The sequence below is a fragment of the Asanoa sp. NPDC049475 genome (genome assembly GCF_040676915.1).
Lineage (GTDB): Bacteria > Actinomycetota > Actinomycetes > Mycobacteriales > Micromonosporaceae > Asanoa.
This window is the reverse complement of the sequence record NZ_JBFAPY010000013.1, coordinates 51,138-75,921: the sequence shown is the minus strand read 5'-3', so window position 1 is coordinate 75,921 and position 24,784 is coordinate 51,138. Positions and strand designations below refer to the sequence as shown.

At 68.3% G+C, this 24,784-nt stretch carries 25 protein-coding genes and 1 tRNA gene; 10 read left to right on the top strand and 16 right to left on the bottom strand.

Going from position 1 to position 24,784, the window contains the following annotated elements:
- Positions 1-2: 2 nt before the first annotated feature.
- Complete coding sequence (locus AB0J88_RS37640; protein ID WP_364360421.1) at positions 3-641, bottom strand: flavoprotein; 639 nt, start codon at positions 639-641, stop codon at positions 3-5.
- Positions 642-962: 321 nt separating this feature from the next.
- Complete coding sequence (locus tag AB0J88_RS37635; protein ID WP_364360419.1) at positions 963-2,333, bottom strand: radical SAM protein; 1,371 nt, start codon at positions 2,331-2,333, stop codon at positions 963-965.
- A gap of 185 nt (positions 2,334-2,518) precedes the next feature.
- Between AB0J88_RS37635 and AB0J88_RS37630 the strand changes: the two genes are divergently transcribed.
- Entirely contained in the window at positions 2,519-3,478 is a 960-nt protein-coding gene (locus tag AB0J88_RS37630; protein WP_364360417.1) for a hypothetical protein, read from the top strand.
- Between the two features lie 1,237 nt (positions 3,479-4,715).
- Here the strand turns inward: AB0J88_RS37630 and AB0J88_RS37625 are convergent.
- Positions 4,716-6,731, bottom strand: a complete 2,016-nt coding sequence (locus AB0J88_RS37625; protein WP_364360415.1) for a polymorphic toxin-type HINT domain-containing protein — start codon at positions 6,729-6,731, stop codon at positions 4,716-4,718.
- A gap of 132 nt (positions 6,732-6,863) precedes the next feature.
- Between AB0J88_RS37625 and AB0J88_RS37620 the strand changes: the two genes are divergently transcribed.
- Both AB0J88_RS37620 and AB0J88_RS37615 read left to right on the top strand, forming a co-directional pair.
- Positions 6,864-7,553: an IS6 family transposase gene (locus tag AB0J88_RS37620; protein WP_364360522.1), complete on the top strand. Its 690-nt coding sequence runs from the start codon at positions 6,864-6,866 to the stop codon at positions 7,551-7,553.
- 66 nt (positions 7,554-7,619) lie between these two features.
- A complete protein-coding gene (locus AB0J88_RS37615) occupies positions 7,620-7,820 on the top strand; it encodes a hypothetical protein (protein WP_364360413.1) in 201 nt (66 codons plus the stop codon).
- On the opposite strand, the gene AB0J88_RS37610 is transcribed toward AB0J88_RS37615, so the two are convergent.
- Positions 7,802-7,885, bottom strand: a tRNA-Leu gene (locus tag AB0J88_RS37610). The genes AB0J88_RS37615 and AB0J88_RS37610 overlap by 19 nt on opposite strands.
- A gap of 122 nt (positions 7,886-8,007) precedes the next feature.
- Here AB0J88_RS37610 and AB0J88_RS37605 point away from each other — a divergent pair.
- Complete coding sequence (locus tag AB0J88_RS37605; protein WP_364360411.1) at positions 8,008-8,427, top strand: RidA family protein; 420 nt, start codon at positions 8,008-8,010, stop codon at positions 8,425-8,427.
- 566 nt (positions 8,428-8,993) lie between these two features.
- Here AB0J88_RS37605 and AB0J88_RS37600 read toward each other — a convergent pair.
- Positions 8,994-9,974, bottom strand: coding sequence for a serine hydrolase (locus AB0J88_RS37600; RefSeq protein WP_364360409.1), 981 nt, complete (start codon positions 9,972-9,974; stop codon positions 8,994-8,996).
- A gap of 176 nt (positions 9,975-10,150) precedes the next feature.
- Between AB0J88_RS37600 and AB0J88_RS37595 the strand changes: the two genes are divergently transcribed.
- Positions 10,151-11,407 (top strand): sensor domain-containing protein, encoded by a 1,257-nt coding sequence (locus AB0J88_RS37595; RefSeq protein WP_364360407.1) that lies wholly within the window; start codon positions 10,151-10,153, stop codon positions 11,405-11,407.
- 7 nt (positions 11,408-11,414) lie between these two features.
- On the top strand, positions 11,415-12,047 hold the full coding sequence (locus AB0J88_RS37590; protein ID WP_364360405.1) for a response regulator transcription factor: 633 nt from the start codon (positions 11,415-11,417) through the stop codon (positions 12,045-12,047).
- A 5-nt stretch (positions 12,048-12,052) separates the two neighbouring features.
- Here the strand turns inward: AB0J88_RS37590 and AB0J88_RS37585 are convergent, their stop codons facing one another.
- The gene (locus tag AB0J88_RS37585) at positions 12,053-12,652 is read right to left on the bottom strand and encodes a hypothetical protein (protein ID WP_364360403.1); all 600 of its coding nucleotides are present in this window, start codon (positions 12,650-12,652) and stop codon (positions 12,053-12,055) included.
- 198 nt (positions 12,653-12,850) lie between these two features.
- Between AB0J88_RS37585 and AB0J88_RS37580 the strand changes: the two genes are divergently transcribed.
- Complete coding sequence (locus AB0J88_RS37580) at positions 12,851-13,384, top strand: N-acetyltransferase (RefSeq protein ID WP_364360401.1); 534 nt, start codon at positions 12,851-12,853, stop codon at positions 13,382-13,384.
- A gap of 26 nt (positions 13,385-13,410) precedes the next feature.
- On the opposite strand, the gene AB0J88_RS37575 is transcribed toward AB0J88_RS37580, so the two are convergent.
- Positions 13,411-13,659: a hypothetical protein gene (locus AB0J88_RS37575; protein ID WP_364360399.1), complete on the bottom strand. Its 249-nt coding sequence runs from the start codon at positions 13,657-13,659 to the stop codon at positions 13,411-13,413.
- An 87-nt stretch (positions 13,660-13,746) separates the two neighbouring features.
- Between AB0J88_RS37575 and AB0J88_RS37570 the strand changes: the two genes are divergently transcribed.
- Positions 13,747-14,679, top strand: coding sequence for a LysR substrate-binding domain-containing protein (locus AB0J88_RS37570; protein WP_364360397.1), 933 nt, complete (start codon positions 13,747-13,749; stop codon positions 14,677-14,679).
- A 45-nt stretch (positions 14,680-14,724) separates the two neighbouring features.
- Entirely contained in the window at positions 14,725-15,195 is a 471-nt protein-coding gene (locus tag AB0J88_RS37565; protein ID WP_364360395.1) for an SRPBCC domain-containing protein, read from the top strand.
- Positions 15,196-15,247: 52 nt separating this feature from the next.
- On the opposite strand, the gene AB0J88_RS37560 is transcribed toward AB0J88_RS37565, so the two are convergent.
- Genes AB0J88_RS37560 through AB0J88_RS37545 form a run of 4 tightly spaced genes read right to left on the bottom strand, consistent with a single transcriptional unit; the run spans position 15,248 to position 19,577 of the window.
- Entirely contained in the window at positions 15,248-15,889 is a 642-nt protein-coding gene (locus tag AB0J88_RS37560) for a response regulator transcription factor (RefSeq protein WP_364360520.1), read from the bottom strand.
- Positions 15,890-15,894: 5 nt separating this feature from the next.
- Entirely contained in the window at positions 15,895-17,130 is a 1,236-nt protein-coding gene (locus tag AB0J88_RS37555) for a histidine kinase (protein ID WP_364360393.1), read from the bottom strand.
- Positions 17,127-18,686 carry an amidohydrolase family protein gene (locus tag AB0J88_RS37550; RefSeq protein WP_364360391.1) on the bottom strand — a complete coding sequence of 520 codons (1,560 nt, stop codon included), beginning with the start codon at positions 18,684-18,686 and terminating at the stop codon, positions 17,127-17,129. Before AB0J88_RS37550 ends, AB0J88_RS37555 begins: the two co-directional genes overlap by 4 nt.
- Positions 18,687-18,728: 42 nt before the next feature.
- The gene (locus AB0J88_RS37545) at positions 18,729-19,577 is read right to left on the bottom strand and encodes a helix-turn-helix transcriptional regulator (protein ID WP_364738161.1); all 849 of its coding nucleotides are present in this window, start codon (positions 19,575-19,577) and stop codon (positions 18,729-18,731) included.
- Between the two features lie 87 nt (positions 19,578-19,664).
- On the opposite strand from AB0J88_RS37545, the gene AB0J88_RS37540 reads away from it, so the two are divergent.
- Entirely contained in the window at positions 19,665-20,393 is a 729-nt protein-coding gene (locus tag AB0J88_RS37540) for an alpha/beta hydrolase family protein (protein WP_364360387.1), read from the top strand.
- Here AB0J88_RS37540 and AB0J88_RS37535 read toward each other — a convergent pair.
- From AB0J88_RS37535 to AB0J88_RS37515, 5 genes are read right to left on the bottom strand one after another with little or no spacing between them, the layout of a single operon-like run.
- Positions 20,374-20,949 carry a class I SAM-dependent methyltransferase gene (locus AB0J88_RS37535; protein ID WP_364360385.1) on the bottom strand — a complete coding sequence of 192 codons (576 nt, stop codon included), beginning with the start codon at positions 20,947-20,949 and terminating at the stop codon, positions 20,374-20,376. The two genes, AB0J88_RS37540 and AB0J88_RS37535, sit on opposite strands and share 20 nt — an antisense overlap.
- A gap of 8 nt (positions 20,950-20,957) precedes the next feature.
- Positions 20,958-21,893 (bottom strand): Gfo/Idh/MocA family oxidoreductase, encoded by a 936-nt coding sequence (locus AB0J88_RS37530; RefSeq protein ID WP_364360383.1) that lies wholly within the window; start codon positions 21,891-21,893, stop codon positions 20,958-20,960.
- Positions 21,890-22,696 (bottom strand): ATP-binding cassette domain-containing protein, encoded by an 807-nt coding sequence (locus AB0J88_RS37525; protein WP_364360382.1) that lies wholly within the window; start codon positions 22,694-22,696, stop codon positions 21,890-21,892. The genes AB0J88_RS37530 and AB0J88_RS37525 overlap by 4 nt, the downstream gene beginning before the upstream one ends.
- Entirely contained in the window at positions 22,693-23,736 is a 1,044-nt protein-coding gene (locus AB0J88_RS37520; RefSeq protein WP_364360380.1) for an ABC transporter permease, read from the bottom strand. Before AB0J88_RS37520 ends, AB0J88_RS37525 begins: the two co-directional genes overlap by 4 nt.
- Positions 23,733-24,719 carry a sugar ABC transporter substrate-binding protein gene (locus AB0J88_RS37515; protein ID WP_364360378.1) on the bottom strand — a complete coding sequence of 329 codons (987 nt, stop codon included), beginning with the start codon at positions 24,717-24,719 and terminating at the stop codon, positions 23,733-23,735. The genes AB0J88_RS37520 and AB0J88_RS37515 overlap by 4 nt, the downstream gene beginning before the upstream one ends.
- Positions 24,720-24,784 lie beyond the last annotated feature (65 nt).

Sequence of the window (24,784 nt, the reverse complement as noted above, 5' to 3'; positions counted from 1 at the left end):
GGCTACTGCCTCCGATCGGATTCTCGGACCATGCCGTGGCTCGGATAGCTGAACCGGATGTCCGGGGGCTCACCGGTCATCAATACGTACTCCACGAATGCGGCTACAAAGGCCGGGTCCGGCATTGCCGCAACATCGCGTCCTCGACGGTTCTCGGACATGCTGTAGCCCGCTACTGGTCCGCAGAGCATGAAGCCGTCCGACGTCGCCTGCTTCAGATTCCGCTGGAAGCTCGGCTGCCGGCTGGTGGCCGGGTGCACGGCCGGCACAAGGATCCGGTGCCCCTCAAAGACGCTGAGCATGCTGGTCACGGTGTCGTCGGCGAACCCATGAGCGAGTTTCGCGATGACGTTACCGGTAGCCGGCATTACGACGGCGACCTGACATGTGTATGCCAACTCGACATGAACGGCCCTACCGTCCCGAGCATCGTCGAAGATGTTTGTGATGCACCGCTGCCGGGACAGGATTGCGAAAGGCTCCTCACGGACAAAGCGGAGCGCGTTGTCGGAAAGTGCGACATAGATCTTCGCGAACCGTCCCCGCTCTACCAGTACTTGGAGCACCGAGATCGCCCCGGCTGCAGCGACCGATCCCGTGACGCAGAGCAGCAGGGAGTGTTCCGCTCTATGGTCTTCCATGGCCCCTTCGTGCCCAACTCCTACTTGCACCCGGCCACCTACGGCCTAACAGATGTTGCAGTTCCCGTTCCCCGAGCTCTCGGCGGACTCGTTCAGCAAAGCTCCGATCTCCTCACGGGAGAGGTTCTTGCCTGCGAGAAAATCGGACCTGATCCTCAGGAGCTCTGGGGACACTTCCTTCCGGGATCTACTGACGATCGGGACGGCTACCTCTCTAGCTGTGAGGATTTGAACCGGCGGGCTTCCTGCCGAGCCACCGTCGGATGTGCCGCCTGCAATAGGACCTGTCACTTGACCCTCCTCCGTCTCTAACTCACTGTTCTAAACCCTGGCCATGTTGAGCACTGGCCCCGGGAAGTTCTTGGGCGGCGGGCACGGGCGCCGGTTGTTCTCGAAGCGTTCGAGCGGGCACGCGTTGCCCTGGCACGCGGCGGAGAGCGCGCACCCCTGACAGGTGGTGTCTTCCTCCAGGCCAGACGACGTCCACTTCGACAACTTGTCGATGTTAAGTTCGACGGACCCGTCCTCGTATAGGCGACCCACGGCGTTGTAGTCCGCGTCCAGGGCCACCGTGCACTTGTTCAGAATCCCATCGGAGCGGATCACGAACGAGTTCGCTTTCGCCGCATAGCAGACGAGACCGCCCAGGCTCAGGTATCCGGGAGCGTTGCTCCGCAACCCTCTCGCGTGGGCTGCTGCCATTAGCTCCACGTACGTCCGTTGCTTCGTCGCGCCGACGGCCATGCTGACTTCGACATTATCCGGATCGGCCCAGATCGGGCAGAAGTCGACACGGACCCTGGGATCGTTCCCGACGACGCTCGCCATCGTGTCGATCCATGCGTCCATCTTTTCGAGCGAGTTGAGGTCGAAGTTGGTACGCAGTTGCAGATTGAACATGCGTCGCAGCGCGAGCAGGTCCTGCACGTTTTCCATGATCCTATCGAACGTGCCGTGCTCCTGATCGGCCCCAACACCGTTGACTCTGTGCTTGTGGAGCTGTCGGCGCTTGTTGTGCTCCTCGGGCGGCCCATCGAGTGTGATCTGAAAGCTGTCCACCTGCCAATCGAGGAGCTGCTCGGCGATCTCGCTAGAAAGCAGGTATCCATTGGTCGTAATATGGCCGCTAAGGCGACAGGAGTTTTCCGCGCAGACGGCCCTGATATCCGGAAGTACATCCGACATGACGTCGAAGGCGAGCAGCGGCTCGCCCCCGAACCAATCGAGCGCCAAGGAGTCAAGCGACGGGACTTGGGCTGCGATGAACTTCGTCAGCCCCGCCCGCAACGGGCGCGGCATCTTACCTTTCTCGAAGTCCTCGTAGCAGTAGACGCAGCGGAAATTGCACTTCTCGGTGGGGAAGACGATCAACTGCAGCTTCCTCGACGTCGAAGTCTGATGTGCTTGCAGGTATCGGAGCTGCCGACGCTCGTTGCTTTCCGCCGGTACTACAACACCCACCTTCGCAAGCTGCTCGACAAGATCAATATTTGTTTCATCGACGTCGATTCGTTTATCGCCCAGCAGGCCCTGCGCTTTCTCTCGGTAGGCGCTCGGGAACAGGACGTGGGAACCGGACATCGTGTTAACGACAACGATTTCACCAGTAGCCGTGTCGGCCATCATGTTGAACTGCGACGGCTTGTACGAGACCACTTGCCGTGCGCTGGAGAGCTGGATCGGGACAGGCATCACGCACTCCGGGGCTCTTGATCTTGATGGGCCAGCGAACCGAGACCGTTTGCACAATGAAAGACAAGCATGACATTGGTTGCAAACTTGGTCATATGCACCATCAGAGCCTACACCCACAAGAAGGTCTGCGAACCGGAGAGGCCTAACACGGCCCTGCAGCGGGGTGCGGCACTATCGCAGTCATGGCCAAGCCTCCACCTGAGTCGACCAAGACCCCACAACGCCAACGCTTGGGCGAACACACCCGCACGCCCTGCCAGGCCGTTGCGGAGATCCCGGACATCTCGGATCCGGTAGCGCTGATGACGGCGGCGCCTACCGACGAGGCTCTGGTCGTACACGAAGGCAGCCCTCGCCCCGACACCGCTGTAAGGACTGCCGTGGCGCCGAAGCGTGGACCACGCGTACCCTTGTTACCGGTCATCGATGATCCGGTCCTGCCGGTTCTCGAGGAGCTCTCGCACCGCTACGAGGACGCCGGCCACCGGCTCGCCCTGACCGGAGGCGCGACGCGGGACTTCTTGCTCGGTCGCCGGCCCCGCGACTTCGACCTGATCAGCGACGCGAACCAGGACGACACCGAGACGCTGCTGACCGACTGGGCCGGCAACTCCACCCGCAGCTTCGACCGGTTCGGCGTGGTGTCGGCGACTCATGGCGCGTTCAAGTTGCAGGTGCTCACGTTCCACACGCCGCGCGACTGGTACCCGGCATTTGATCCGGCTTTACTTCACGAGGATCCGCTGCACAACCAGCTCCTGTGCGCCGATCTCACCATCAACACGGGCGCTCTGTTGTTTCCAGGAGCCCGATGGATCGACCCGTACGGCGCGGCCACCGACGTCGCGACGCGGATACTCCGCCCTCCGATCGACCCGTTTGTCACCATCCCGGGGAACCCGCGGACCATGGTCCGCTACGCGCGGTTCGCCGCCGAGCTCGGTTTCAACGTTGCGCCGGACGTCCTAGCCGCCATGACCGAGCACGCAGCCAAAATCGGCGACGACCTCGACTGGCAGGTGATCATGTCACTCACGAAGATCGTCACCGCGCCGCATCCGGAGGCCGGGATGGCGATCCTGCGCGACACGACCGTGCTCGACTATCTGCCCGCCGAGTGGCGGCCGAGGCTCGAATTCTGACGCATGAGAACAAGGTCTATCCCACCACCGGTCGGGAAGAGTCGGAGGGTTCCGGCCCACACGACTACGAGAGCTCATGTATCAGGTTGCGAAAACTTATTAGTGGACAGTCAGTAGCGATGACCAGCACGGCGGTCGCCGACGTGGGGCGCCCGCGGCCCGTCGGCGCGCCGATCCCAGTAGCAGAAACGGACCCGTTCGCTGGAAGCCGCCGGCGTTCCGCGCGCCAGCACTCCTGGATGAACACGCCCCGGACTTCTCCCCTTCCGGCCGGCCGACCCGCCCCAGCGTCGTCCAGCAGACGCACCCGGACCGGATCAACAAGGTGCGTCGTGGCGCGGAACTGATCGCGGGGCTTGAATAGCATCGAGGTCACCCGATCGTGGTCAACGCCTGTCCCAAGGCGTCGACCTCGAAGCTCAGGGCGAGCGAGGAGATGAAGAAGCTCCACCGCCCGGACGGGCGGGGACCACGTCCCCGACTACACTGGCTCGTCGCCGCCTAGCAAGCTGGCCCGATCAGCCTCCCTTGGCCCTGGCGGCGTGCAGCAACGCCGGGGCCGAATCGGCTTTGTCGGATCGGTCGGAACGGTCCTCGACCTGCCGCCTCCCAACGCATGGCGTGACCGATTATCAAGAAGCCTGCACCCGCAGGAATGCGATCACGCCGCTCGGATCGGCCCACGCAGTCCAGCAGATAAGAAGAGCTGCGCTTCGGCGCGCACTTCGCGAGTTTGAGGTAATGCTCGAACCCGGATGTGGTACTAGACGGCCAAGCTGAATGTCGTCCGGCCGTGCAGGTGTTGAGCCGTCTCCGACGAAGGTTTGTGTATGACATCGCAGGGGCCAGCTCAAATCATGCTTGAATCGGATCGTGGCGTCGCGACCAAGACAGGTGGTGATCATCCGGTCCTGTTCGGACGGCCAAGCCAGGCCGTGGAGAGTTCGGTGCTGCTCCGGGACGCACATCACCGACGTGGTCTCGGTCTCCGCGGATTTTCGATCTCTTCAACACCAGCATCAAGCGGAATCGAGATGCTGTCACTAGGGTGTTCCAAGACGTCGCCCAGTTTTTCTACAATACGCCGCATTGCTGGTTCGGATAATCCAGTTCGGATGAAATACTCCGCACGTGACACACCTTCGTATCCTGCTGCAATTGAGGCGCGAAGTCGCTGCGCCTCGGCGCGCGTAAGGCGTACCTCCACCGTGCCATCGCCAACTCGAATGTCCATCAGCTACTTCAACTTTCTGAGGAAGTCCACGTACGACATTTCGTAGCCTGTCATGGAGTACTCCCCTCGCTGAATGATTGCGACGCCTCGATCAGCGTCATACCAGCCTATCGCGCCATCCTTAAGCGGCTGCCCACCGCCCCTAGTCACGAATCCATCCAGGTAGTCCGCAAGTTGGTCGTCCGACATTCTCGCCGCCCATGAGTGGCTACCACCCGCACCCTCTCTTGCGATTTCATCACGGATGTACAGAACGCCTTGGTAGGCCGCGTCGGAGCAGCCATCCATGCCACCCGTGTTATGCACCAGAACCGGGGTTTTGCCGGCTAGCACGTAGTACGTGTGAACCCGGTCAACGGTGAGGTTGTACATAGTGGCGGCGCCGGTTCGAGACCTGGTTCCGACAAGGGTTGCTCCCGACCCATCGATGGAATGAAGCTGGTCACCTGGCCGCAGATCGGCGGCGTCGGTCCAACGGTCCGTCGAGTTGTTCCAGAAGGGGTGCTCATCCGTCGTTTTGATGACGACGGCGCCTGTGCCCTCAGTGGATACGGTCAGATCGGTTAACGCGGTGTCGTTATTGATGTGGACCTGCGTTACCTTGTGGGCCGCCGTTACTCCCGATTCTGGGTCGGTGACTGTTAGCTGGTCTCCGACTTCGATTTGGTCGATGGGTTTCGTTGTGCCGTCGGCCATGAGGACTAAGGTCCCCGCCGCAAAGCTGTTGACTTTGCACGCCCCGGCTAGGAGATCGTCGGCCCCTTTCTTTGCCGCCTTCTCAGCTTCCAAAACTTCTTTCGCCCACTTGCGCTCTTTATTCAGAGCTTTCACGGCCCTTATTGCCCTGGTGATGCCTTTGATCATTTCCAATGAGCGCCAAGCGCGGCTAGCTGCTTTGCCCACCGGAAAAAGGTCGATCATTGCCCAGAAACAGGCTCCCGCGTCTCCCTCTATGCAGCCCATGATGTTGTCGATGCCCAGGAGGCTGATGACGATTTGGCCAGCTGCTTCCTTTACGACGTCGAGCGTCGTTTTGTTTTCGATGTCGTGCGCTTTGTCGACGTCTTCTTGGGTCGGTAGCGGCTTTTGGCCCGGGTCGTCGTCATCGTCGTCGTCCGGTTGGTGGGTGGGCTGGCGTGGGTCGAAGTTGCCGCAGCTGTCGTCGATGACGCATGCGTTGCCTAGGCCGCTGGGGTCAGTGATTGAGCTCGGGTTGTTGTTGGCGTAGGCGTAGGCGTTCCAGCTTTGCGGGTCGGAGAGGTCGAACAGCGGGTCGACGCTGATGAAACGGCCCTGAGTCGGGTCGTACTCACGAGCGCCGATATGAGTCAGGCCAGTTGGATCGAGGGTGCCGCCGACGACCCCTTTCTGGCCCGGCCAGGTGCCCGGTTGGGTGCCGCGGGGTTCGCCGAAGGGCATGGTGCGGCGGCGGGTCATTGACAGGGTGTCGGAGTCGATGGTGGCTTGGTTGGTGTCGTGGTGGTCGGCGGAGAGCCAGGTGAGGCCGGCCATGGTTCGGACGGCGACTGTGCCGCCGTTGTGGGAGTAGTAGCGGGTGCCGTCTGATGCTGCGGTGCCGTTGCGGTGGATTTCGGTGTCGCCGAGGTAGAGGGTGGTGCCGTTGGCGTCTCGGCGGAGTATTCGGTTGCCGTCTGCGTCGTAGACGTAGCTGGTGGTGAGGCCGGCTTGAGTGGTGGTTTCGAGGTGGCCTTCTGCGTCCCAGGTCAGGGTTTGGTCTGTGCCGTTCACTTTGCGGGTCTGGGTGTAGCCGCCGGCGTTGTAGGTGAAGGAGTCGCTGGGGCGGCTCGCTGCCCCGGTGTAATCGACGGATGAGACCGCGTGCGGCTGTGTCGTTCCGGCCTGTGGGTAGTTTGCTGGTGGCGGTAGTGGTGCCTGCCGCCGTGGTGGTGGTCTGGGTTTTGCGGTTGCCCGTGACGTCGCGACCTGGTAAGGGTCGGCGCCGGCGCGCTGTGGTGTGGCGGTGCAGCCGGTGGCGGCTTGGGTCCAGGCGTTGGTCATGCGGCGTTGGTGGTCGTACTTGAAGCATTCGACCTGGTCGAGGGCGCCGTTGGTGGGGCTCCGTTGCATTGAGCGTTGGCATGATCGAGGCACGCTTGAGCAGTGAAGTCATCGACACGCTCTCGGCCGTGGTTGCCTCCGAGGTCGGCGTTCGCCGGGTTCCGGTTCCCGACCGAGGTGATCGTGGTCGCGGTCCGCTGGTATCTGCGTTTCAACCTGTCGTATCGGGATGTGGAGGAGCTGCTGGCCGAACGCGGGGTCGTGGTCGATCACGTCACCGTCTACCGGTGGGTGCAGCGGTTCACCCCGCTGCTGGCCGACGCCGCCCGATTCAGCCGCCACTCGCCCGGTGACAGGTGGCACGTTGATCAGACCTACGTGAAGGTCAACGGCGTGCGGCGGTACGTGTACCGGGCGGTCGACCAATACGGGCAGGTCATCGACGTGCTGGTGTCGGCACGCCGCGACGCCGGCGCGGCCCGGCGGTTCTTCCGCCGGGCGCTGTCCACGCTGAAAGTGAAGCCCAGCGAGGTGGTTACCGACGCCGCTGCGGTCTACCCCGCCGTCCTGGATGAGCTGATCCCGTCGGCATGGCACCACGTCGAGCAGTACGCGAACAACCCGATAGAAGCCGATCACAGCCAGCTCAAACACCGGTTGAGACCGATGCGCGGGCTGCGGACCGACAAGACAGCACAAGTGGTCATCGCCGGACACGCCTTCACGCAGAACCTCCGCCGCGGACATTATGAACTCGCCATCGATGCCCCGCCTGCGACACGGATGTCTGTGACGTTCGCCGCCCTCGCCCTGGCGATCTGACCTAGGACCGACACGGGTTCAACACGTCCGTCGATCCCACAACGCAACGGCGCCAGCCAACCTACGATGGAACAGATCACGGCGATCATCGATGAGCTTGGCGACCTCATCGACGCGCTGCGCCACGCTGAACCCGAACACAAACTCGAGGTCTATCGAAACCTCGGTCTCCACCTGACTTATGACCCAGAAACACGAACGGTGCGGGCCCAAATCGATCTTGAGCCGCACCGTTGGGGATCGGTAAGTGTCCGAGGGGGGACTTGAACCCCCACGCCCTATACGGGCACTAGCACCTCAAGCTAGCGCGTCTGCCATTCCGCCACCCGGACTTGCTGCGAGGACCCAGTTTACCGGGACGCTCGGGCGAAACTGTACACGACAGGTTGGGGGGTGCGGCTCGGGGGGCAAAACCGCTCGCGTGTCACTCGCGTACCGGCGCACACTGCCTGCCATGACGATCATCCGGTTGAATCCTGACGGTTTGCACCATACGCCCGGTTACCACCATGTCACTGTCGTCGAGGCCGGGCGGACGGCCTACCTCGCCGGGCAGTGTCCTCTCGACGCCGCGGGCGATCTTGTCGGGGGTGGCGACGTGTTCACGCAGGTCGAGCAGGTCGTCGCCAACACGCTAGCCGCCCTCGCGGGCGTCAACGCCACCCCCGCAGACGTCGTTCGGACCGTCATCTACGTGACCGACGATGCCGACCGCTCCCTCGGGGACGTCTGGCGCCGCCTGCTCGACTCCCCTCTCTCCCCCGCCTTCACCTCCGCCAGCACCCTGCTCGGCGTCTCCCGACTCGGTTTCCCCGGCCAGCTCATCGAGCTCGACGTCACCGCCGCGCTGGTCGAGGGCAACGCCACCGCCTAACCAGGCCGCCGGGCAGACCCGGGCGAGCCTGAACCTTCGACGTCGGCCGCGTCGAGGTGGCGGGCCGGGTCGCGGTCACGACCCAGGTGCGCGCCCAGGGTCCACGGCACCAGAACCGCCACCCAAGCTCTCGGACCCCCACACCGCTCAGACCGATTGCTTCGAACTCTGCCGCGTACGTTCGCCGATGATCGGCCCCTGACCCTTGGCGCGATGTTGTAAGACGGCTCACCACCACGTCCACGCCGCCGCCGGCCAACGGCAGCGCCCGCAGATCTGCGGTGACGAGGCTGTCGGTGGCGACTTCGCCCGCCGCGTTGGTCATCGTGGCGGCCGGGTCGGTCCACCGACCGCCACCAATCGGTGCCGATGACCCGGCCCCCGTCGAGCATGGTGGCGACCGCGGTGAGGACGGCGCAGCGTTGCCGGTCCCGGAGATCGATCCGAGTCTCGCCGGCGTGGTCTGGACGTCCCCACGCGGACTCGTTGACCGGCTGACGAAGCTCATCTGCCCGAGCCGATCGGGGCAGGGCGCTACGGGGCGCCCGACCTGATCGGGTCAGGCGTCAGCCGCCGTTGCTGGGCCGCTGGGCGCGCGGTCGGTGCATCGTGGTCGCGGTCGTGGTGGTGATGCCGTTGGCCGCGGCCAGGAACCGGGGTCCCATGGCCGCCCGGGCCTGAACGGCCGGATGGGTGGCGCCGAAGTCGTCCGGGTTCGCCTGCCCGTCGGCGAACAGCACGTACGTCAGGACGGGAGCGCCGGCCGCGCTGAAGATGACTCCGGCCTCGTGGCGGGCGTCGCCGAACCAGCCGGCCTTCGTCGCGATCCGTGCGCGGTCGTCCGACGACATCGTGCGGCGGATCCCGTCCGTGAACGCGATCGGCGAGCGCAGCACGCTGAGTAGGAAGCTCGTGCTGGACGGCGACAGCAGCGTGCCGGCGGTCAGCGCCTGCAGCATGCGGTGGGTCTCCCGCGCGCTGCTGGTGCCCAGGAAGAACCGGTTCGGGTTCGCGACCGGCTGGACCTGGGTCTTCGGGAATCCCTTGTCGACCAGGATCTGGTTGAGCTCGGCGGCCGGACACACCAGACCGCACAGGCGCACCGCGGTATCGTCCGAGACCGTCAGCAGCGCGGCCAGGGCGTGGCCGAGGGTCACCGAGCTCGGGTACGCGCTGTCCAGGCTGAAGATCCCGTCACCACCGGGTACGACGATCGCCGCGGTGACGTCCACGCGCTGGTCGAGCGTGAGCAGCGCGCGGTCGACCTTGTCCAGCACCGCGGTGGCGACGGCGATCTTGTTGACGCTGTACGCCTCGACGATCGTGTCCGCGTCCTCCTCCACCGCGACCTGCGGTGCGCTCGCACCGGCGACGGTGACGTAGGAATGCCAGTTCCCTCCCGCCCTCGACCGCTCGGACCGGTACGCGTTCGCGACCTTGTCGCGGGGCGTAACACCCCGGGCGGCCGCGCCCGCCGGTGTGCCCAGTCCCAGAACCGCCCCCGCCGTCGCCGCTGTGCCCAGCCCCAACGCTGCCCTACGACTCACCGTGCCAGCCAACACCGCCACCCTTCGTCGAGTCCACCGCCGGGCGGGCGGACCCCAGGACCATCCCCACCGCGCGAGCGACGTGACAAGGCTTTCGAATGGATTCGAACGATCTCGAACACCCCTGAACCCGGACACGGGCGCACGGGTACGCCCAGGTTCGACACAATGGCGCGATGGCCGGACGGTGGTGGTCGCGGGTGCGTCGCACCAGCAGGGAACTGGCCTACGTGCTGGTCACCGCACCGGTGACCGCGCTGGGATTCGCCTGGGTGCTGATCGGCGCCGTGGTCGCCGCGGTCCTGTCCGTCACCGCGCTCGGCGTGCCGGTGCTGGCGGCCATGGTGCCTGCCACCCGCGCGTTCGCCCGCGCGCGCCGCGCCCTGGCCGCACGCTTGATCGGCGAGGTCGTCGTGGCGCCACCGCCGTTCCGCGCCGACCCGGGAGTGTTCCTGCGACTACGCGCCGGGTTGCGCGACGGACCCGGGTGGCGGGCCGTCGCCTTTCACGTCGTGGCTCTGCCGCTGTCCCTGCTCGAGCTGTCGGTCGTGCTGTTCACCTGGTCGTGGGGCCTCGTCGCGGTGACCGCCCCCGTCCAGCACGCGCTGGATCTGAACCAGAGCACCGTCGGCGGGCGACATGGGCTGCTGGTCGGCAACATCATGATCGACACCTGGCCCGGCGTGGCGCTGTTCGCCGCCGGCGGTGCGGCGTTGCTGGCCCTGGCACCGCGGAGCGTGCGAGCGGTGCTGGTTCTCGACCGTCTCCTGCTGCGTGCCCTGCTCAGCCGCGACGACCGCACCGCCCGCATCGCGGCTCTGGAGCGCAGCCGCACCGCGGCCGTCGAGAACGCCGCCACGACGCTGCGGCGCATCGAGCGGGACCTGCACGACGGCGTCCAGGCACGCCTGGTCGCGGTGACGATGAACCTGGCCATGCTGGGCGAGTTGCTCACCACCGCGCCGCCGCGCACCCGTGACCTGTTGCGGTCGGCCCGGGCCACCGCCCAGGACGCCATCGTCGACCTGCGGGACGTGATCCGCGACATCCATCCGCCGATCCTCGACAACGGCCTCGACGCCGCCGTGGCCACCCTGGCCGCCCGCAGCCCGGTGCCGGTCGACTGCGACATCGCGATCGACGACCGGCCCGCGCCGGCGATCGAGTCGATCGCGTACTTCTGTGTCGCCGAGCTGCTGACCAACGTGGCCAAGCACAGCGACGCCGGCGCCGCCACCGTCGCGATCTCCCAGTCCGCTGGCATGCTGCGGCTGGTCGTGACCGACAACGGTGGCGGCGGAGCGGACGAGGCGGCCGGCAGCGGGTTGCGCGGACTCGCGGCCCGGGTCGCTACCGTGGACGGGACATTGACTGTCATCAGCCCACGGGGAGGCCCCACGATGGTGAGCGTCGTCCTGCCCACCCGGCCGTGAGTCGACGATGCGTGTTCTGATCGCCGAGGACTCGTCCATCCTGCGTGACGGGCTGGCCCAGCTGCTCGCGATGCGCGGACACGAGTCCACCGTCGTCGGCGACGTCGTCGATCTGGAGGCCGTGGTCGAACGGTGGCAGCCCGATGTCGCCGTGCTCGACATCCGCATGCCGCCCACCCACACCGACGAAGGGCTGCGGGCCGCGATCGCGATTCGCCGCGCGTACCCGAGCGTCGGTGTCCTGTTGTTCTCCCAGTACGTCGAGCGCCGGTTCGTCGACGAGTTGCTGGCCGGTGGAGCGGCCGGGGTCGGCTATCTGCTCAAGGAACGGGTCGGCGACGTCGACGAGTTCGTGGACGCCCTGGGCCGGGTCGCCGGCGGCGGCACCGCACTGGACCCGGAGGTGGTCAACCAGCTCTTCGGGCGCAGCGACCTGTCCCGCCTGACGCGCAGGGAGCGCGAGGTGCTCGCGCTCATGGCCGAGGGCCGCACCAACGGTGCCATCGCGCGGTCCTTTGTGGTCAGCGAGCGTGCCGTGGAGAAACACGTCGCCAACATCTTCGCCAAGCTCGGCCTGCTGGCGTCCGACTCCGACCATCGGCGGGTGCTCGCCGTGCTGCGTTTCCTCGAGAGCCGGTAGCCGGCTCACAACTGCCGGGTCCAGGCCACGAACAGCAGTGCGGTCGCGAGGACGGTCATTGCGACGGTCGGCAGCAGCCATCGAGGTCGCCGGACGCCGTCCAGCGACGCCGTGAGTCGCTGGTGCAGCGCGGCGATGCCGACGAGGACGGCCAGAGCGGCCAGCACCTCCGGGATGCCGGCCGCGATGTGGGCGACCCAGGCGCCTCCGCGGCTGGGTCCACCCCAGGAGTGGTCGTACGGGCCGCGGTCCACGAGACCGTAGAGCAGGCCGCGCAGGACGAAGAGCACCTGGACGCCGAGCGGCACCAGCGCGACCAGCCCGAGGGCCAGGCTGACCAGCGCGTGTGCGACGACCGCCGTGGTCCGCGGTTGCCGTGCGGGCACCGCGGAGCCGTCGAGCAATCTGACGCGTAGTCCCCGCCACCACGCGACGGCCGAACCCCGCCGGCCCGCGATGGCCGCCGCCAGGGCCGCGAGGGAAACCGGAAGCAGGAGCGCGCAGTAGAGGGACGATCGGCCGGCCAGGCGTGTCCATCGGCGGGCTCCCGACGGTGTCGGACGTGCCGCGGCGGGTGTGCGGGCTTGCGAGCTCGCGTCGGTCATCTTCGTCTCCCGAACGTCGATCGGTTGGGCTATGCCCATCCTTCGGCGCCAGGCGGCGCGTGCCGATGGTGCTGCCACGGAAACGTCCGGTTCGGAGAACCGAACCACGAGCCGCCGGGTGACAGCCCTCAAGGTTGTCGTCGCGGCTGCTGCGCAAAATCCGTTGACGACGGAGAGCGAGGGCCCGATGGTTCGGTGGTGATAGTTCGACGTGAACGCTCCGACGACATCGACGCGATCCACGCGGTCACGGCGGCCGCGTTCCGCGGTCTGCCGTACAGCGCACCGCCGGCGGAGCCAGGCGGTGATCCCGGCGAGGCCACGCTCGTTTCGTGGCTGCGCGACGATCCAGGTTGGATCCCGGAATTGTCGTTGGTCGCGATCGAGGACGATGAAGTCGTCGGCCACGTTCTCGCGACGCGCGCCCATGTCGAGGCCGGGCCGGTCCTGGCGCTCGGGCCGCTGAGTGTGCTCCCGCGCCGCCAGCGAGCCGGCGTGGGTAGCGCCCTCGTGCACGCTGTCCTCGGCGCGGCCGACGCGCTCGGCGAGCCCCTGGTCGCGCTGCTCGGCGACCCTGCCTACTACAGCCGGTTCGGCTTCGTCCCGGCCCAACCGCTAGGGATAGCCGCGCCGGTCTCCGCATGGGGTGAGCACTTCCAGGTCCGAACCCTCAGCCAGTACGAAGGCCAGACCGGCCGTTTCCGGTACGCCGCACCGTTCGACCGGCTCTGAACGAGCGGCGTCCCGGCGGATCGACGTCAGGCCCTGACGCCGCGCTTTGCCCGGTCGGCGAAGATGCGCCCGACGAGGCCGCCGATCGCCGGCATCACACCGTTGACCATCGCGACGACCAGGGTGCCGCTGACGACCAGGGTCTGCGTGCCGCGCGGAGCCGCCGCCAGCGCGCTGCCTCCGGCGTGGATCACGAGAGTAACGATCACGTAGGCGGCGAGCCAGGCGATCACAGTGGTCGTCGCTCGCCGCGCGAACTTCTGCGTCTTGGTCATGCACTGACCGTAAAAGCGTCCGTACCCATATGTCGAAGACCACTTTACGATCGATCCGATAAGCAATCGTGATGGAGGTGGGGTTCGGTGGAGCTGCGGCAACTCGCCTACTTCCTCGCCGTGGTCGACGAGGGCGGATTCACGCGCGGCGCGCAGAGCTTGCGGGTCGCCCAGCCCGCGGTGAGCCAGCAGATCCGCCGGCTCGAGCGGGAGCTGGGCGAGCCCGTGTTCCACCGGGGCACGCGGGCGGTGTCGTTGACAGCGGCCGGAGAGGCGCTGCTTCCGCACGCCCGGGCTGCGCTGGCGACCGTGGAGCACGCGAAGGCGGCGGTGGGCGCGCTCAGCGAGCTGTTGACCGGCACGCTGACCATCGGGTTCGTCCAGGCCCAGCCGGACGAGCGGATCGCCGCCCTGCTCGGCGACTTCCATCGACAGCATCCGCGGGTACGCATCGCCGCGCTGGCCGACGATCCCGGCGCGCTGTTCGCGGCAGTGGCGACCAGCCAGGTCGACATCGCCTTCGTCGGCCTGGCCGAGACCCCACCGCCGGGTGTCACGGTCGAGCTCGTCGCATCCGAACCGCTGGTGGTCCTGGCAGCAGCCGATCACCCACTGGCCGAGCGGACGGACGTCGCGGTGGCGGACCTGCGGGAGCACGCACTGGCCTCGTTGGTGCAAGGCAGCGGCCTGCGCGCCGTGCTCGAGCGGGAGTGTGCGGCGGCGGGGTTCACTCCCCGGATCGTCGCCGAGACCACCGACCTGACCATGCTGGCGGACCTCGTGGCCGCCGGCGTCGGCGCCGCGGTGCTGCCCGCCGGCGTCGCCGCTGCGCGCGACACGGCCGTCACGATCGCGCTGTCGCCGCCCGTCGAACGGCGGATCGCGATGGCCTGGAGCACCTCGACTCACCTGTCCCCCGCCGGTCGGGCGTTCCTCGCGCTCGCTCGAACGCGCGAACCGACTGTTCGACTTCGTTCGAACTCGCTGTCGGGGCATGCCGAAGGGCCGCCGAGCTGTTAGACAAGCGGTGATCGAACACACCCGCGCAGGAAGGGCAATCGACCTATGACGGACGGCCCCGCATTCACCCAGGAATACACGATCATTCGCGACTACGACGCTCCGCCGGAGCTGGTGTTCGCGGCGTGGACCACGCCCGAGCATTTCTCCCAGTGGTTCGGTCCCCGCGCGCTCAAGACGCCGGTCGAGCTGGTCTCCATGGACCTGCGTCCGGGTGGAAAGTGGACCGCCAGCATCGTCACCCCGGACGGTGAGGCCCACCCGCTGGACGGCACCTACCGCGAGATAGCCGCACCGGGTCGGCTGGTGCTGACCACCGGCGACCCCGACAACACGGACGGCGCGATCGCGTCCGTGGTCACCGTCGACTTCGAGGAGGCCGGTGCCGGCACGCGCATGCGGTTCCACCAGGCGGGCGTCAACACCGACGAGGCACACGCGGAGGGTGCCAAGGCAGGGTGGGTCGAGTTCTTCGACCGGTTGCAGGAGCACCTCAAGCGGATCCAGGCCGACTGACCGGCCGTTGACGAAAGGCCCCGACCGGCGGTCGGGGCCTTTCGCGAGTAGGTCAACCGGCGTTGAGCCAGGCGAGGACGGCAAGGACACGGCGGTTGTCGTCGGCCGCCGGTGGCAGGTCGAGCTTGGCGAACATGTTGTTGATGTGCTTGCCGACGGCCTTCTCGGTGATCGAGAGGCGGTCGGCGACCGCGGCGTTGGACCGTCCCTCGGCCATCAGGGTGAGCACGTCACGCTCGCGCGAGGTCAGCCGGTCCAGCGGGCGGACGCGCCGGCTGACGAGCGCGGCGACGACCTCGGGATCCAGGACGGTGCCGCCGCCGGCGACCTGCCGGACGGCTCCGAGGAACGCGTCGACGTCAGCGACGCGGTCCTTGAGCAGATAGCCGACCGCGCCTTCGCCGGAGGCGAGCAGCTCGCGGGCGTAGAGCGGTTCGACCCATTGGCTGAGCACGAGCACGGGCAGCCCGGGCCGGACGGCGCGGGCCGCGATCGCCGCCTCGAGTCCCTCGGTCGCGTGTGTGGGAGGAAGCCGCACGTCGACGACCGCCACGCCGATGTCGTCCGCGGTGAGCGCCGTGGCCAGGGCTGCCGCGTCCTTGACGGCGTCGACGACGGCGATGCCGTCGGCTTCGAGAATGCGGGTCAGCCCGACCCGCAGCAGTGCCTGGTCCTCCGCCACGACCGCCCGCAGGCGCGCTAGGTCGGACACGGGATGTCCAGCGTGACGATCGTGGGGCCGCCGGGTGGGCTGTCGACCGCCAACGAACCGTCGAACGCGGCCAACCGCCGGGCCACGCCCACCAGGCCTGAGCCGGTCGCGTCCGCGCCGCCGCGACCGTCGTCGCCGACCGTGAGCCGCACGCGCGTCCCGTCGTGGACGCCGCGCACGCACGCGCGGGTGGCCGCGGAGTGCTTGACGGCGTTGGCGACGCATTCGGCGACGGCGAAATACGCGGCCGATTCGACCGGGGCGGGCAGCCGCCCGATGCCGGTCAGCGACACCGCGACCGGCAGCGGCACCGCCAAGGCCAGCGCCTCGATCGCCCCGCCCAGGCCGCGGTCCGCGAGCACGGGTGGATGGATGCCGCGTACGACCGAGCGCAGGTCCTCCAGTGCGTCGAGGGTGGTCCGGCGAGCTTCCTCCAGCAGGTCGGCGGCGGCGTCCGGATCCCTGCGGAGCAGCTTGCCGGCCAGCCCGACGCTCATGCCCACCGCCGCCATGCGGGCCTGGGCGCCGTCGTGCAGGTCGCGTTCGATGCGGCGGATCTCGGCGGCCGACAGGTCGCGGGTCTCGTCGCGCGACGCGGTGACCCGCTCGACCCGGCGCGCGAGCTCGGCCAGCCGCGACCCGCCGAGGATCGCCCGTTCGGCGACCGCCCGGGCTCGCGTCAGCGCCGGCGTGGTGATCCACCACACGAGCAGGCCCAGTCCGCCGGCGCCGAGCAGCAGGGTTCCCGGCCAGCCGGGATCGACGACGAACCAGACGAGGTACGGGACAGGGGCGACCAGCAGCAGCGGAGACAGGGCCGACAGGGCGAGCCCGCCGGTGGCGGAGAACCACACGAGGGCGACGTCCCTCCACCGTGCGCCGTCGCGCAGCCAGCGCACGGGCCGGGCGAGCAGGCCGCGATTGGACGTGTCCGCGTACGCGGCGGGGATCTCGTCGTCGAGCAGCGCCCCGCTGACCCGCCGGTGCACGCCGGCGAGCGCGGCGGCGGACGGCACCGCGACCAGCGCGACGGGAAAGCCGACGCCGATCAGAGCGAGCGGCACCGAGAGGACCACCGCGATCCCCACGGCCAGGGCGGGCGCCGCGCTCAGCGCGTAGCCGGTCGACACGACCGTCAGTCGGAGCCGCTCGTTCAGCGCACGCGTGGTCGGCTCGACGCGCGCGACAGGCCCGAGGAGGCGGGTCGGGGGCCGAGCGGTCACGAGGCGTCGCGCCGGCGTGCCGGCCCCATGCAGGGACAGCCCACCGTAGCCGCGGCATCGGCGGGAACCTGCCTCGCGGCGGCCTCGACCTCCAGGAGCATGCGCGTGCGGTCCTCGGCGGAGACGAGTCTGCCTCGCACGACCACTGCCCGGATCCGTTGGGTGTTGCGGATGTCGTCGAGCGGGTCGGCGTCCAGCAGCACGAGGTTGGCGACGTTGCCGCGACGGATCGTGCCCTCGTGGTCCTGCCGGCCGAGGAACCGTGCCGGTTCGAGGGTCGCCGCCTGCAGCGCCTCCAGCGGGCTCAGACCAGCCCGCACCAGCAGCGCCAGCTCGTCGTGGAGGGCGAAGCCCGGAAAGCATCCCGGCGTGGCACTGTCGGTGCCCGCGAGCATCGGCACCCCGGCCCGGCGCATCGCGTCGACCAGCTCGAGCTGCCGGTCGAAGAGCTCCCGGTGCTGGGCGACCTCCGTCGGGCCGCGGCCGGCCGCGAACAACTCGTCCAACGCCCACCACCATTCCTGCGCCGTGACGGCAGGCAGGTACTTGAGGCGGGCGTCGGTGCGCGACACCTCGTCGGGCATCGCGATCGCCCGCATCGCGATCAGGGTCGGGACCTGTCGGGACCCGTTCGCGACGAACTCGGCGAAGACCGCGGCAGCCTTGCCGGGATCGATGCTGTTGGCGGCCAGCCAGTTCACCGGGTGGATCTGGTTGAACCAGTTGTTGTAGTCGCCGGCCTCGATCCGAATGTCGGCGATCGCCCGGCGTAGCTCCGCTTCGCGGCCGGAGGTCGAATACCACGTCCCCCACATGTGCTCGAGGCTGCGCTGCCCCGCCGCACTGGCCCGCGTGATCGGCACGTTGTCGGGGCAGTGCCCCACGAACGGGACACGCTGGCGTCGCGCCTCGTCAGCGACAGCGAAGTAGGCGCGCGGCGACAGTCGCGAGTAGACCTTGACGAAGTCGGCGCCGTCGCGCACCACACGGCGGACCGCGGCGCGTGCCTCCGCCTCGGTGGTCACCTCGATGTACGAGACGGCGTTGAGGCCCGCCCACAGACCCGGTGCGCCGTCGATCAGCGGGCTCGCGATGATCGATGCTGGACCCAGCAGGGTGCCGGCGTCGACCTGATCCCGCCATCGGTGCAGATGGTCGGCTCCGGACATCTCGCGGACGGTCGTGACTCCGTTCGCGATATACAGCGGCGGGATGATCCCTTCGTAGATGTCACTGTGGACGTGCATGTCGCACAGACCCGGGATCAGGAACCTGCCCGTGCCGTCGACGACCGTCGCGGCAGGCGGGACGCGGACGTCTCGCCGCCCACCGAGCCGGCTGATCCGATCCCCTTCGACGACCACGGTCTGGTCGGGTCGCGACGGTCCGCCGGAGGTGTCGATCACCGTCGCGCCGACGAACGCGACCGCGGCTCGCCTCGTCGCGCCCGCCGGCGGAGATTGCGTCAGTCCAACGACCGCTCCGGCGCCTGCGGCCAGCCCTGCCCGCAGGACGCTCCGACGAGAGACGCTGTGCGTGTTGCTGCGATTGGTCATGCCAGTCATGCTCGCCGGGATACGGGGACCACGTCGCTGGGCCTAGCCCGTGGATCGGCGGTGGGGCTCACCCCCTGTGTGGACACCTGCCTGCCGGGTGGCGCCAGGCACGTTGTCGGCCCGGTAGCGGCCCGGGGTCGTCCCGATGATGTCGGTGAAAGCCGCGATGAAGCCGCTGGGGTTGGCCCATCCGCAGGCATGCGCCGTCCGGGTCGTGTCGTAGCCGTCGCCGAGGAGCACCAGCGCGTGATAGACGCGCAGCTGGGTGCGCCATTCGTAGAACGTCATGCCGAGCTCGTCGCGAAAAAGCCTGCTGAGCGTGCGGGTGCTGGCTCCGATCCGCTTCCCTATCTCGGCGAGCGACGCGCTGTCCGATGGGTTCTCGTGCAGCAGGGCGGCGATGGCGTGCAGCCGGTCGTCCTGCGGCTCGGGCAGACGCAGCGGTTGTTCCGGTGCCTCGCGAAGATCATCGGCCAGCACCCGGACGAGGCGAGCACGCGCGGAGCCGCTGTAGGCAAGAGCCGCGCCGGAGCCGGTCAAGGCGAGGACGACCTCGCGGGCCAGGCCCGAGGCCAGGAACACGGCCGGATGGTCCGGCATGAGCCGCGCCACGGCAGGGGCGAGGAACACGACCCGGATGTCGGTGTCGCCGTGGGCGCGATGGCGGTGCGCGACACCGGCCGGCGTCCAGGCGACCCGGTTGGCGGGAACGATCGACGTGCCGCGCTCGGTGTGGATCGCCAGGACGCCGCTGGCGGCATAGACCAGATGCCCCCGCGCGTGCGACTGCGCGGCGCCCGCCCGCCCGGAGGGCCACAGGTGCCTGCCGCCGGAGGGCCACATCTGCGAGGTCACTTCGGCGGCTCGTCGGGTTTGGCCGCGAATCGGCATCAGATGGCATCCTATCGGTAGCACGCCACACGTTGACCTGGTGACATTGCTCCGTACGCAGAACCCGCTCGCGAAACGGAGCAGCACATGGCGACGTTCGTCCTCGTTCCCGGCGGCTGGCACGGCGCGTGGTCCTTCGAGGCGGTCGTGCCACTGTTGGAGGGTGCCGGCCATCCCGTGCATGCCCTGACCCTGACGGGTCTGCGGCCCGACGACGACGCCAGCACGGTGGCGGCGGCCAACCTCGACACGCACGCCGACGACGTCCTCCGGCTGCTCGACCGTGCCCACACCACCGACGCGACCCTCGTCGGCCACAGCTACGGCGGCATGGTGATCACCGCCGCCGCGGACCGCGCCGCCGGTCGGGTCGCACGGGTGGTCCATCTCGACGCCTACGTCCCGCGCGACGGCGAGTCGTGCTGGTCCCTGACGACCGACCAGTACCGGCAGATGTTCGTCGCCGGTGCCGCCGACACGGGCTACGCCGTCCGGCCGCCGGCCGGCGGCGATCCCCGCCGGCGGCCCCATCCCCTCGCCTCGTTCCTGCAGACGATCCGGCTCACCGGCACGTCCGCGACCGTCGCCCGCCGCGATTTCGTCTACTGCTCCGGCTGGGACGGCACGCCGTTCACGCAGGTGCGTGACCGACTCGACGCCGACCCCGCCTGGCAGGTCCACGACCTGCCGACCGGTCACAACGCGATGCGCCAAGCGCCGGGAGCCGTCGCCGCCCTCCTGCTCGACGAGCGCCCCGCGAACACCTCGCGCCGGGCCACCGCTGATCGACGCGAGGTCAGTGGCCCCGCCAGGTGACCGACAGCCCCTTCCCGACCGGGACCGTCGCCGAGCGGCAGCGGGAGTCCGCGGCCACCAGCGCCAGGAAGTCCTCGACCTCGGTCGGGTGGGACAGGACGTTGTCCACTGCCAGCACTCCCCCGGGACGCAACACCCGCAGCGGATGTGGCCACCAACTCGCGTACTCGGTCCGCTCCGCGTCGAGGAAGAGCAGGTCGACGCTGCCTGACGGAAGGTCGGCCAGGTAGGCGCCGGCCTCGAGCAGACGCAGGTCGACCGACACACCGGCGCGGCGCAGGTTCTGCCGCACGCCGGGCCACTCCTGCGTGTCGACGCTGATCACCCGGCCGCCCACGTCCCGCGCCGCCAGTGCGAGCCAGATCGTCGAGTAGCCGTTGGACGTGCCGATCTCGACGATCCGCCGCGCACCGCTGATCCGGACGAGCTGAGCCAGCAGCGCCGCCGTGTCCGGCTCGAGGTTGCGGCGGCGCAGCAGGCGATCGGGCTCGGCGGCGTCGTGGTGCACGCCGTCGGCGTACAACTCAGCGAGTAGGGCCTGCATCGGCTCGTCCATCGCGCACCTCAGAAGACGTCACGGACGGCGACCGGCGAGCCGCCGTTCCGCAACGACCGTACGCCTGCTTCGCTCGCCGCGGTGGCCGCGAGTCCATCCTGGAGGCCCGGCCCGACTACCTCGCCTCGCAGGCAGGCCGAGACCCAGGACTGGACCTCGATGTCGTACGCCGATGCGAAGCGCACCAGGAAGTCCGGCGCCGGGGAGGCGGGCACGAACGCCGAGCCCCTCTCACCGACGGCCTCGCACCGCACCTCGTACCCCACCTGGCTGTTGATGAAGACCTCCGTGGTCGCGATGCCGCCGCCCGCCATTCGGAAGATCGCCACCTGCGGGTCCTGGACGCCCGCAGGAGCCAGCCCCGACGGCGCGGGAGACAGCACGCTCACCGCCGCGATCTCGTCGGCGAACAGCCACCGGCAGACGTCCACCTCGTGCACCAACGAGTCCCGCACGATCATCTCGGAGGTGAACGACGCCGGCGCGGAGACGTTCCGGTGGACGTTGTGCAGCAGCAGGAGCCGGCCCAAAGAAGGCAACAATCCGTGAAGCCGCGTGTACGCCGGGTCGAAGCGCCGCATGAACCCCACCTGCGCCAGCGGCCGTCCGGCCGCGGCCTCGGCCGCGACAAGGCGCTGAGCCGACGCCACCGTCAACGTCAGCGGCTTCTCGCACAGCACCCACTTCCTCGCCGCCAGACACGCGAGCACCTGTTCCTCGTGAACCGCGCCGGGGGATGCGATGAGCACCGCGCCCACATCAGCGGAGCCGATCAGCTCCAGTGGCGACGAGAACACCCGCACACCGGCGGCCGCAGCCCGCTCCGGAACGGGATCAGCGACTCCGGCCAACACCGCGCCGGTGACCCGGGAGGCGAGCCGGCGTGCGTGGTCGGCGCCCATCACGCCGGCGCCGACCACACCGACCCGGAGTGGGCCCGTCACGAAACAGCGCCCGACGCCGGCGGCACGACCTTGCCCGCGTCCACGCCACGCAGTTCGTGGCTGAGCTCGGCCAGCTCGTCGCCGCCCGCCATCTCGGCGGCCAGCTGGTCCAGGGTCAGCTCGTCACGGTGCGCGTCGAGCACGACCCGGCCCAGCTTCAGGATGACGAAGTGGTTGCCGACCAGGTAGGCGTGGTGTGGGTTGTGGGTGATGAAGATGACGCCGAGGCCGGCGTCGCGGGCCTTCACCACGTAGCGCAGCACCACCCCTGACTGCTTCACCCCCAACGCGGCCGTCGGCTCGTCGAGGATGATGACGCGCGCTCCGAAGTAGATGGCCCGCGCGATCGCCACACACTGCCGCTGCCCGCCTGACAGCGACGCCACCGGTCGGTCCAGGTCGGGAATCGACACGCCCATCTTCGACAGCTCGTCGGCGCAGATCCGCTTCATCGCAGCGATGTCGAGCGTCCGCAGGAAGCCCTTGCGCAGCTCGTTGCCGAGGAAGAAGTTCCGCCACACCGCCATGAGTGGCGCCAACGCCAGGTCCTGATAGACGGTCGCGATCCCTTGATCCTGCGCGTCGCGCGGCGATCCGAAGTGGACCGGCTCACCATCGAGTAGCACGGACCCGGACGTGTGTGCGTGCAGACCCGACACGATCTTGATCAGCGTCGACTTGCCCGCGCCGTTGTCGCCCAGCACGCACGTGACCTCGCCCTGCCGCACGGACAGGCTCACTCCACGCAACGCGTGCACGTTGCCGTAGCTCTTGCCCACGTTCTCCAGCTCGAGGATGGTCATCGCAGGTCAGCCCGCCTTTTCACGTACAGGTTGACGATCGTCGCCAGCAACAGCATCACTCCGAGGAACGTGCGGAACCAGTCGGGGTTCCAGCCGGCGTAGTTGATGCCGAGCTGGGTCATCCCGAAGATGAGCGCGCCGATCGACGCTCCGACCACCGAGCCGTAGCCGCCGGTGAGCAGGCACCCGCCGATGACCGCGGCGATGATGAAGATGAACTCCTTGCCGACGCCTTCGCCCGACTGCACCGTGTTGAACTGGAACAGCAGGTGCATGCCCGACAACCACGCGCAGAAGCCGACCGCCACGAACAGGCCGACCTTGGTCGAGCGCACCGGCACGCCGACGGCCCGGGCCGCGGCCGCGTCACCACCTACCGCGAAGATCCAATTCCCGATTCGGGTACGCAGCAGCACGTACGCGCCGATGATGGTCAGCACCAGCCAGTACAAAATGGTGATCTTGAAGTTGACCGGGCCGATGGTGAGCTGTGAGGCGAAGACCGCGTGGGCGCTGGCGAAGCCGTCCATGTCGCTGATGCCGGCGCTGGCCACGTTGCCCGTCGCGAGCCGCGTCACGCCCAGGTTGACGCCCTGCAGGATGAAGAACGTGCCGAGCGTGACCAGGAAGCTCGGCAGGCCCGTGCGCAGCAGCAACCAGCCGTTGAACGCCCCGATCGCGACCGCGAGCACCAGCGAGAACAGCACGCCGACCCAGACGTTGAGGCCGAAGTTCCACGCCAGCAACGACCCGGACAGGCCCGCGGTGGTCACGGCCACGCCGGCCGACAGGTCGAACTCGCCGCCGATCATGAGCAGCGCCACGGGTACGGCCATGATGCCGATCGTCGACGCTCCATAGAGGATGGTGCCGATGTTGGCGACGTTGCGGAACGGCTCGGCGACGGCCATGAAGAGCAGGAAGATGACCACGGCGGCGACCAGCGACCCGACCTCCGGGCGGCTGAGCATCCGGGCCGCGAGCGGGCGGCTGGCGACCCGGTCGTCCCGGGTCGCCGCCACGTCAGTCGCGGTGCTCACCGCTTGCCGTTGTTGGCGTACTGCTCGACCGACGCCACATTGCCGCTGTCGATGAACGCCGGCCCGGTCAGGGTCGCCTGGCCGCCGCCGATCGTGTTGCCGTTGGTCTTGTAGAGCCAGAGGCTGTCGACGGCGAGATAGCCCTGCAGGTACGGCTGCTGGTCGACGGCCCACTGCACGGTGCCGGACTTGATGGCGGCGACGAGCTCCTTGTTGGTGTCGAAGGTGACCACCTTGGCCGAGCTGCCGGAGTCCTTGACCGACTGCACGGCGGCCAACGCGAACGGCGCGCCCATCGTCAGCACCCGGTCGATCGCCTTGTCCTGCTGCAGCTTGGACGTGATGGCCGCCTGGACGCCGGGCATGTCGGTGCCCGTCACGTACACCTTCTCGGTGTTGGGGAAGCTCTCCTTGGCGCCGTCGCAGCGCGCCTCGAGGCCGACGTTGCCCTGCTCGTGGATGACGCAGAGGGCCTTCTTGCCGCCGTCGGCGCCAATCTTCTGCCCGGCGGCCCGGCCGGAGATCTTCTCGTCCTGGCCGAAGTAGCCGAGCACGCCCATGCCCTGCCAGGCGTCGATGCCGCCGTTGAGGGCGACGACCGGGATGCCAGCCTGGGCGGCCTTGGTGACGTTGGCCTTCATCGCGTCGGGCTTGGCGAGGGTGACCGCGATGCCGTCGACCTTCTTGTCGATCGCGGACTGCACCAGGTTGGCCTGCCCGGGACCGTCGGGATCGGCCTGGTACTGGAGCTCCACATTGTCCTTCTTGGCCGCGTCCTCGGCGCCCTTGCGGACCAGGTCCCAGAACGTGTCGCCGGGACCGGAGTGGGTGATGAACGCGACCGTCATCCGCGGGGTGGTGGCGGCGCCGGCGGCGGGGGTGTCGTCGGTTTCCTGCTTGCCGCCGCTGGAGCTGCACGCAGCCAGGGCAAGCGCGGCCGCGGCGCCGGCCGCCAGTAAGGATGTCCGAAGTTTGCGTGTCATGAGGGGTCTGCCTTTCTCCATCCGCCGCGTCGTCGGGGCGGGTGTGGCTTGGTTGCTGTCATTGC

Coding starts and splice junctions, on each gene's coding strand:
- AB0J88_RS37535 (WP_364360385.1), bottom strand. CDS start 20,949: ATGGACGAGCCGATGCAGGCCCTACTCGCTGAGTTGTACGCCGACGGC.
- AB0J88_RS37615 (WP_364360413.1), top strand. CDS start 7,620: ATGGAACAGATCACGGCGATCATCGATGAGCTTGGCGACCTCATCGAC.
- AB0J88_RS37590 (WP_364360405.1), top strand. CDS start 11,415: ATGCGTGTTCTGATCGCCGAGGACTCGTCCATCCTGCGTGACGGGCTG.
- AB0J88_RS37625 (WP_364360415.1), bottom strand. CDS start 6,731: ATGACCAACGCCTGGACCCAAGCCGCCACCGGCTGCACCGCCACACCA.
- AB0J88_RS37605 (WP_364360411.1), top strand. CDS start 8,008: ATGACGATCATCCGGTTGAATCCTGACGGTTTGCACCATACGCCCGGT.
- AB0J88_RS37540 (WP_364360387.1), top strand. CDS start 19,665: ATGGCGACGTTCGTCCTCGTTCCCGGCGGCTGGCACGGCGCGTGGTCC.
- AB0J88_RS37545 (WP_364738161.1), bottom strand. CDS start 19,577: ATGCCGATTCGCGGCCAAACCCGACGAGCCGCCGAAGTGACCTCGCAG.
- AB0J88_RS37550 (WP_364360391.1), bottom strand. CDS start 18,686: ATGACCAATCGCAGCAACACGCACAGCGTCTCTCGTCGGAGCGTCCTG.
- AB0J88_RS37585 (WP_364360403.1), bottom strand. CDS start 12,652: ATGACCGACGCGAGCTCGCAAGCCCGCACACCCGCCGCGGCACGTCCG.
- AB0J88_RS37565 (WP_364360395.1), top strand. CDS start 14,725: ATGACGGACGGCCCCGCATTCACCCAGGAATACACGATCATTCGCGAC.
- AB0J88_RS37595 (WP_364360407.1), top strand. CDS start 10,151: ATGGCCGGACGGTGGTGGTCGCGGGTGCGTCGCACCAGCAGGGAACTG.
- AB0J88_RS37525 (WP_364360382.1), bottom strand. CDS start 22,696: ATGACCATCCTCGAGCTGGAGAACGTGGGCAAGAGCTACGGCAACGTG.
- AB0J88_RS37635 (WP_364360419.1), bottom strand. CDS start 2,333: ATGCCTGTCCCGATCCAGCTCTCCAGCGCACGGCAAGTGGTCTCGTAC.
- AB0J88_RS37640 (WP_364360421.1), bottom strand. CDS start 641: ATGGAAGACCATAGAGCGGAACACTCCCTGCTGCTCTGCGTCACGGGA.
- AB0J88_RS37515 (WP_364360378.1), bottom strand. CDS start 24,719: ATGACACGCAAACTTCGGACATCCTTACTGGCGGCCGGCGCCGCGGCC.
- AB0J88_RS37630 (WP_364360417.1), top strand. CDS start 2,519: ATGGCCAAGCCTCCACCTGAGTCGACCAAGACCCCACAACGCCAACGC.
- AB0J88_RS37575 (WP_364360399.1), bottom strand. CDS start 13,659: ATGACCAAGACGCAGAAGTTCGCGCGGCGAGCGACGACCACTGTGATC.